The organism is Rhizobium sp. P2_G2, from assembly GCF_056403555.1.
On the sequence record NZ_JBFUFF010000200.1, the window covers coordinates 1 to 5,492 of the forward strand.

Annotated in this window: 4 protein-coding genes and 1 pseudogene; 4 read left to right on the plus strand and 1 reads right to left on the minus strand. The window is 57.9% G+C overall.

Annotation, left to right across the window (positions count from 1 at the left end):
• Window positions 1-227 (plus strand): integrase core domain-containing protein (locus tag AC1D06_RS41590; RefSeq protein ID WP_477990578.1); only part of this gene is annotated, 227 nt, incomplete at its 5' end.
• A 245-nt stretch (window positions 228-472) separates the two neighbouring features.
• Here AC1D06_RS41590 and AC1D06_RS41595 read toward each other — a convergent pair.
• Window positions 473-610 (minus strand): hypothetical protein, encoded by a 138-nt coding sequence (locus AC1D06_RS41595; protein WP_477991321.1) that lies wholly within the window; start codon window positions 608-610, stop codon window positions 473-475.
• 120 nt (window positions 611-730) lie between these two features.
• Between AC1D06_RS41595 and AC1D06_RS41600 the strand changes: the two genes are divergently transcribed.
• From AC1D06_RS41600 to AC1D06_RS41610, 3 genes and pseudogenes are all read left to right on the plus strand, one after another.
• Complete coding sequence (locus tag AC1D06_RS41600) at window positions 731-2,140, plus strand: hypothetical protein (protein WP_477991323.1); 1,410 nt, start codon at window positions 731-733, stop codon at window positions 2,138-2,140.
• A gap of 770 nt (window positions 2,141-2,910) precedes the next feature.
• Window positions 2,911-5,064, plus strand: a complete 2,154-nt coding sequence (locus AC1D06_RS41605; RefSeq protein WP_477991325.1) for a sensor domain-containing protein — start codon at window positions 2,911-2,913, stop codon at window positions 5,062-5,064.
• A 152-nt stretch (window positions 5,065-5,216) separates the two neighbouring features.
• Window positions 5,217-5,492, plus strand: a pseudogene (locus tag AC1D06_RS41610) (hypothetical protein); the annotation flags it as partial.

Genomic DNA, 5,492 nt, shown 5'->3' on the forward strand with positions numbered 1-5,492 from the left:
TCGGCCTCGATCACGCCCGAAGCGCTATTGCCGAATGGATCGAAGACTACAACCAATTCCGGCCACACTCATCGCTCGGATATCTGACCCCGGCGGATTACGCCGGGACCCTCGCCGCAACCGGCTCCAACGCTGCGCAAGATGAAAGCTTCGCGTTTCCGCCGGTTGCTACCACCGCGCCAAGTGGCGTATCCAGAACCGCCGAGGCTCTAATCGCCACTGGATGAAAGTTCAGTGGCAGGTCATTTTGATCCCAGAAAATCCCGCTCAAAATCATTCGCTTGCCCCGCTCCGATTAAGGCAGTCCTTTCATCGCCTCGGCCTTCAACAGCTCGAATTCGGCCTGCTTAATTGCCCCCGCATCCAATAGCTCTTTCGGCTTCAAAATCCTTTGTCAATCGTTTGGGAGCAACCAACCAGACAGAAAAGCCCGCTCGCCTCTTGGCGAAAGCGGACTTTTGAAGCGCCTCGGTTAAGGGTTGACCATGTCCTTCGGGACGAAGACCGTCATCCTGTCGAACGCGACCGCGTTGATCAGGTGCGGGATATTTTCTTCGCCGCTGATGCGTAGCGGCAGAGCGGTTGACGATCGCTGGCTTATTGCGGACATTGGCTTGTCGACGCCAAGGCGACGAGCCAATGTCCGCTTGATAGCATGCAGGAATGCGGAGCAACCAATGACTTTCCGCATGGCCAATGAGCTAGCAGCCTACCTATGGTATGATTGTGTATGACAGAAAGTGCACCTAATTCCTCCAATAAGACGGTTGGTGTTGACACCAACATCCTTATCAATTTTGGGAATTTCAGGCGGCTCGACTGGAAGGCTCTGTTTCCGGACGCCGCCTCCGTCACCGTTTTGGTTTCTGCGAAAGTCCAGAGCGAGATGGATCATCATAAGGATTATGGCGCTGGATACGTTCGCAAGCGCGCCAAGGAATTCCAGACGGTGGTGCGCGCTGCGGAGGATATGGGATATGAGGTCTCGTTCGACGACAGCGAGATACCAGTAAGGTGCGTTCTCCTCGACCGACCTCAAAACTCCGTACTCGACAGCGAGCAATTCGATCTCGCCGACCCTGATGAGCTTATCGTTGCCCAATATAATTTTGCAGCGCAGACATGGGGCTCACTTATTGTCGTAGCAAACGATGCCAGTCCAATCCGAGCAGCCAAACGTGCAGGCATGTCTGCTCTGCGGCCAGACCAATGGACTGCGGATCGCTCGGTGCCAGAGGATGAAACCACCCGCGCCCTCCGTGAGCGGACGAGGGAACTGGAGCGGATTGTAGGCGCTCGCCCCAAAGTGGCGTTGAAGGACGTTGCCGCAGACGGATGTGGCGGCGGAATGATAAGCTTCGCGGGCGACTTCGATTACGCGGCATTCCAAGACGAAATGCGCGCGCGCTTGACAGATCGTATCAATCTTCCCACCCGGTCGGACCTCGTGAGGAAATTTGGTAGACGTGGACCTGACTACGGCTTCGCGGCGAACCCACTGTGGAGCGGCATTGGCGAGACTGAGCTCGATGCATGGGCTGAAAAACTACATGAGTTTCGGACGCATTTCGACCGGATAACGGAAGACGAGATGAGGAACAGGATTGGTAGGCTGAGCCGCTTCCATTTGCTGGAAATTGCGCTTGAGAACGAGGGCGAGGCACCCGACCGGAACATTTGCGTAGACATGGAAATTCGCGGCAACGCCCGCTTTTTCAGCCCGCATGACCTCAAACGCTTCAACGACTGGGCGCTCAAAAAGCCTGAGCCGCCAAGCTTGGACAGTTGGGCTTTTCCCGAGCTCTCGGCATTGCTGCCGCAGCCAAAGCAGGATGATCACTCGTTCTATAGGATCAAACGCACTGAGGTTGAGGAGAGCCACCGTTGCGCGATTTTTATGCAGCGCCAAGCGGCCACGATCCGCGCTTGCGTCATCGCAAAGGACGATGATCCCCCGCCATCTGTACTGGTCACGATCAGGGCCCAACATCTGCTTGACCCTGTTGTTCGCGAACTGGCTCTGGTTTCCAAGGCGATGACCCTCGACTGGGGTTCCATCAGGGCTTTGATCCTCGATCGCCTAACCCTGATGCCTAATAAGCAGGCGGAAATACTGAGGACGGCGTTCGAAGGGGATTGAAGCCAAGCTGATGCCGGTACGGAAAGCACTCCACTTAGAATTGGCTCCTGCCGGTCTTTTTCGCGATTTTACTAGATATCCGATTGGGCGGCTCTTTGCGTCAAGTTTGTGTCACGCTGATCGCGATCAAGCATGATGACGGCCTCGGCTTTCAGAAATTAGTCGGGTTACGCGATGGAGCACGCCGCAGCAGCCGGACATGCAGATGGCTAAAGTTAGAATAGTAGGGTTCTTCAAACCACGCTCGATGTGGCCGACATAGGCTCGCTCTACGTCCGCGCTCAAGGCCAGATCTGCAGCAAGGCGACATCCGCTGGAATGGGCGAAACGGCATATGTTATTGTGATCGCGTCGAAAATGGCGGGACGTCACATCGAGCAAGGCCAGCCCCGTCATACCGGCCTGGAATCGGCAATTCCCGGCCCTCCAACAGACAGCCATTTCGCTGTCTCGGAAACCGAAAGTGACTGTCCATTTTCCGATATCTGATCCCTATCACGCAAAAAAAGAACGATTTGCGCTTGAAAACAGGGTATTTTGTTAAGCTTCCCAGAGACTAATACTCTTAAACGCTTGTTGCCTCGACGTTCGGATATCGGCGGCGCGAACCAAGCCTCCAGACCCGCCGAATGACTTGTGCGGTGCTTCCCAAACATTGGAATGAGGCTGGGTGCATGAAACGCCTGGCCGCCGCTGCAGTCCGGAGGACCTTCATGAAGCAGCCTTCAGGCAAGGAATACCCCATTTCCTCGCAGCTGGATGGCACGCCCATGCCAGCCAAAGCGGCTTTACATGCCAGCAGGATCGCCGGCAGGGCAAAGCACGGTCCTATCGAACAGAGGCTCACGGAAGCGCTTGAATTTGCGGAGGGGATCATTGCCGTCCTCCCCGACATCCTGTTCGAACTCGATGGCAATGGCCGATACCTGCAGGTATGGACGAAGCATCCGGAAGCGCTCGCTGCAACCGAAGAGCATCTGCTCGGCAAGACGGTCAGCGACGTGCTGCCGCCTGAGGAGGCCGCGATTGCATATCAGGCCATCAGGGAGGCTGATGAAAAAGGGGCCAGCAGCGGCCACACGATACGCGTCAAGCAGGCCAACGGGGAAACCCGCTGGTTCGAGCACTATCTTGCAAAAAAACCGGGCAGCAAACCATCCAGCACGACATTTCTTGCGCTGTCACGCGATATTACCGACAGGAAGGAGGCGCAGCATGTCGGAGATGAAGCGCGAACACGTCTCCTCACGGTGCTGCAAACCATTCCCGACAGGGTCTGGTTGAAGGATGTCGATGGTGTTTATCTGCTTTGCAATCACGCCTTCGGGCTGATGGTCGGCAAATCGGAAGCCGAGATCGTCGGCAAGACAGACTTCGATCTGTTCGATGCCGATCTGGCCCGGTTTTTCCGTGAAAAGGACCTGGCGGCCGTTCACGCCGGACGTGTCCTGATCAATGAGGAATGGGTGACGCATGATGGCAGCGGCCAGCGCATTCTCCTCGAAACCCGAAAAGTCCCGATCATCGACGCCGAGGGGAAGGTGACGGGGGTTCTCGGCGTGGCGCGCGACATCACGGAACTGAACGCCTCTCGCGAGAAGATTCACCGGATGGCGTTTTACGATTCTCTGACCTCGCTGCCAAATCGAGCCCTGTTCGGCGAGCGCCTGGACCATTTCCTGGCCGCCAGTGCACAGGACCGCAGGCGCGCGGGCGTCATGATGATCGATCTCGATCATTTCAAAACCATCAACGACACGATGGGACATCCCATCGGGGACGAACTGCTTTGCCAGGCGGCCGGAAGACTGCGGGACAGCGTGCGGCGTGCCGACACCGTGGCGCGCATCAGCGGCGACGAGTTCGCAATCCTTCTGCCGGATGTGCTTGAAAAGCGGGATTTGGCCGACATCGCCCAGAAGATGCTCGACGCATTCAACGCGCCCTTCCTGCTGGACGGGACGGAACTGTTCGTCTCCTGCAGCATCGGGATCGCACTCCATCCCGACGACAGCACTGATGCCAACGATCTGGTCAAATATGCCGATTCCGCGATGTATTCGGCAAAGCGGCAGGAGCGCGGGAGCTTCCAATTCTATTCGAAAGACCTGACGGCCGGCGCCCAGGAGCGCCTGATGCTGGGATCGGAATTGCGCCGGGCCATCGAGCGCGGCGCGCTGGAATTGCACTACCAGCCCAAGGTGTTGCTGGATGACGGCAAGGTGATCGGCTCGGAGGCCCTGTTGAGGTGGCGTCATGAGCAGTTCGGCATGGTTTCTCCGGCCCTGTTCATTCCGGTTGCCGAAGAAACCGGGCTGATCGTGGAACTGGGTCGCTGGGTGCTGCGTGAGGCCTGCCAGACCGCTGCCGAGCTCAACGCCGCCGGCCGGCCACGGCACAAGGTGGCGATCAATCTCTCCTCCAAACAGTTTCAGCGCGCCGACCTGGTCGAGACGGTCGCCGCGATTCTCGACGAGACCGCCTGCCGGCCGGAATGGATTGAACTCGAAATTACCGAGAGCCTGCTTCTCGGCGACAAGAACGAAACCCTCGAGGCGCTTTGCGAGTTTCGATCCATGGGAATTTCGATTGCCATCGATGATTTCGGCACAGGCTATTCAGCGCTGAGCTATCTGGCGCGCTATCCGATCGATACGTTGAAAATCGACCGGTCATTCATCAGCAGCAGCGACAAGCGCTGCGCGGAGCTCGTCAAGGCGATCCTCTCCATCGCACGCTGCCTCGGGCAAAGCGTCGTCGCCGAAGGCATCGAAACAGCCGAGCAGGCAAGCTTTCTCCTGGCCAACGGCTGCCCCGCCGCACAAGGCTTTCTCTACAGCCGGCCGGTGCCGAAAAGCGACATCGTGACGCTGCCGCATTATCTGGGCGGATACCACCCGCTTGAACAACGCAAGGTGTCGTAATTCCGTCCTCGGCTGACTGGTGATGATGACGGCCGGCGGGCGAATCTCCGGCGACGGCGGGCGAGACGCCGCGCCAGACGCCCGAGAGGCTGGCCTTGCACCTCACCGCGACTTCTGCCAGTTTTGCTATCAAGCCATCTCAAGGAGCAAGCATGCGTCAGGGAGGAATTGCCGCCGTTGCGGCATTGTCGTGTATTTTGGCGTCATCCCCTTCGCAGAGCTTTGCCGAGTTTTTCACAGGCAACGACATCCACACCGACTGCAGCACTAACCGCAATCTGGTGAGCGGCTACGTCGCCGGCTGGCTTGGGCACAGCGAGTCTATCGAGGGTCTGTTCACCCGTGTGCAGCAGAACCCGACGGGCGCCGATCTCGCCACCATTTCCGGGCTGGAGGCAGCCTCGCTGCACGCCTGCGTTCCCCAAGAG